Source organism: Streptococcus sp. GMD4S (assembly GCF_000296955.1).
In genome coordinates this window covers 1-2,316 of the sequence record NZ_AJRE01000154.1, presented here as the reverse complement: position 1 = coordinate 2,316, position 2,316 = coordinate 1, and the positions used below count along the sequence as shown (strand labels likewise).

Genomic DNA, 2,316 nt, shown 5'->3' with positions numbered 1-2,316 from the left:
CCGATCAAGGCGACACATTCACCATCGTTGATTTCAAAGGAGATGTTCCGCAAGATCTCCTTGTCTTTTATTTTCTTACTCAATTTCTCAACTTTAATCACAGTCATGAGATTCTCCTTTCAACCACTTCATTCCCATAGGGAAAACAACGAAAATCATAAATCCAAAACCCCAAGCACCACGAATGAATTGCCGAAGCAAGGTTTGGTCAAACCAACCAGTAAACATTTCCACTAACCATACCAAGAGTGACAAGCCGATAAAGAGATAGATGATTGCTTTTTTCATTCCTCAAACTCCTTTTTCACATCTCTGAATAATTTCAAACCTTCTCTGACAAGCCAAGACATCATTCCAAAGCCAGCAAAGAGCTCCCAAGGAAAATGGTAGAAACCCTCGTCCAATCCTGAAAACATGAGATAGGTCATAACTCCTGCTGCTACTAAACTCACTGCGACAATCATTTTATTTTTCATTTCTTCTTCCTCCATTTCATACTTCAATTATAGTCCTTTGAAGTAAACGGAGCTAGATGCTTCTGTCACTAGGAAATATGACAAATGTCATAAAAAAGAACCGATTTCTCGGTTCTTAAAAATGATTAGTCTGATTCATCGTTTCGTTTCTTTTTACCTAGCAATCCAAGTGTCATGACACCTGCTAGGGTTGTTAGAATTCCTAGATTTTTCAAACCATCTTCTTGACTTCCTGTATTTGGAAGTTGATTTTTTTCTACAGAGATGTTTTGAGTCAATTGATCTGGTTTCGAATCAGGTACTGAAAGTTCTTTTTTATCAGACGGCTTCACTTGCTCTGGAAGTTCTACTACTGTTGGAGTATAGAATCCTGAAATGATATTTCCATTACGGTCTTTACGGATCACTTTCACACCTTTGGATTGTCCTACAAAGTTTACCTCAGGAGTAAAGGTGACGGTGCCATCTGGTGAGATTACATAAGTTCCTTCGCCTGGAACGACTTTTTCAGTTGTTCCATCTTCAAAGGTTGGCGGAACTGTCAGATCGACATCACCTGTAAAGTTTGGTTTACCAGTCTGAGTTTGACCTTTAAGACCTTCTGATGTCGCATCACTCACTTGTGTTTGTCCAAGGACAGTTGGTGTGTAATGAGCAATAACTACATTTCCATACACATCCAGACGTTTCACAACCAATCCTTTAGCTGTACCAACAAAGTCTGGTTCTGGAGTAAAGGTAATTTGACCATCTTTATCAATTGTATAGCTTCCTTCACCCGGAACAACCATAGTCGTGCTGCCATCCTCAAAGGTTGGTGGAACTGTACTATCGATATGTCTTTCAAACGTTGGTGTTGCCACTTGTGGTTGGCCTTTTGCTCCTGTAGAAGTCGTGTCATGACCAGTAGATGGATCTACAACTGTTGGGCGATAGCTTGCAGTAACTGGAGTACCATTCTTATCCTTGCGGACAATCGTTACGCCTGTTCCTTTTCCTACAAAATTAGCTTCTGGAGTGAAGGTGACGATGCCATCTAGTGAGATTGCATAAGTTCCTTCACCTGGAATCACTTTTTCAGTTGTTCCATCTTCAAATGTCGCCGCCACAGTTTCATCGATTGGAACAAGCGGATTACCACCTTCAAATGTTGGCGTACCTGTTTGAACAAGACCCTTAATGTTAACTGAAGAAGTATCTTTACCAGTTGGAGTCACCTTAGTAAACTCTGGGCTGTAAGTCGCAGTAACTGGGGTGCCATTCTTATCCACACGTTTCACTGTAACTGGATCTGGGTTCCCAACAAACTGCTTGTCTGGGGTGAAGGTCACTGTACCATCTGGCGCAATCGTGTAGGTTCCTTGACCTGGAATAGATTTCTCTTTGCTTCCATCTTCGAAGGTTGGCTCAACTGTTTCATCAATTGGAAGCAGTGGGTCGCCACCTTGGAAGCTTGGGGTACCGGTTTGTGGAACACCCTGAGGACCCGTGCTAGTTGCGCTAGTTCCTGTTGGTGTTACTTTCGTAAACTCTGGACTATAAGTTGCAGTAACTGGGGTGCCGTTCTTATCCACACGTTTGACTGTAACTGGAGTTGGGTTTCCGACAAACTGTTTGTCTGGGGTGAAGGTCACTGTGCCGTCTGGTGCAATCGTGTAAGTTCCTTCACCTGGAATAGTCTTCTCTTTGCTTCCATCTTCGAAGGTTGGCTCAACTGTTTCATCGATTGGAACCAGTGGATCGCCACCTTGGAAGCTTGGAGTGCCTGTTTGTGGAACACCCTGAGGACCTGTGCTGGTTGCGTTAGTGCTGGTTGGGGTTACTTCTTTCACCACCGCTT

The 2,316-nt window shown here is 43.0% G+C and carries 2 protein-coding genes and 2 pseudogenes; all 4 read right to left on the bottom strand.

The window, feature by feature from the left end; genetic code table 11:
- A pseudogene (locus GMD4S_RS13325) lies at positions 1–107 on the bottom strand (ABC transporter ATP-binding protein); the annotation flags it as partial.
- On the bottom strand, positions 94–288 hold the full coding sequence (locus GMD4S_RS08040; RefSeq protein ID WP_000709174.1) for a hypothetical protein: 195 nt from the start codon (positions 286–288) through the stop codon (positions 94–96). The gene GMD4S_RS08040 and the pseudogene GMD4S_RS13325, both read right to left, overlap by 14 nt.
- Positions 285–491 (bottom strand): hypothetical protein, encoded by a 207-nt coding sequence (locus GMD4S_RS08035; protein WP_000390700.1) that lies wholly within the window; start codon positions 489–491, stop codon positions 285–287. The genes GMD4S_RS08040 and GMD4S_RS08035 overlap by 4 nt, the downstream gene beginning before the upstream one ends.
- 110 nt (positions 492–601) lie before the next feature.
- Positions 602–2,316 (bottom strand): annotated as a pseudogene (locus GMD4S_RS08030) (YSIRK-type signal peptide-containing protein); the annotation flags it as partial.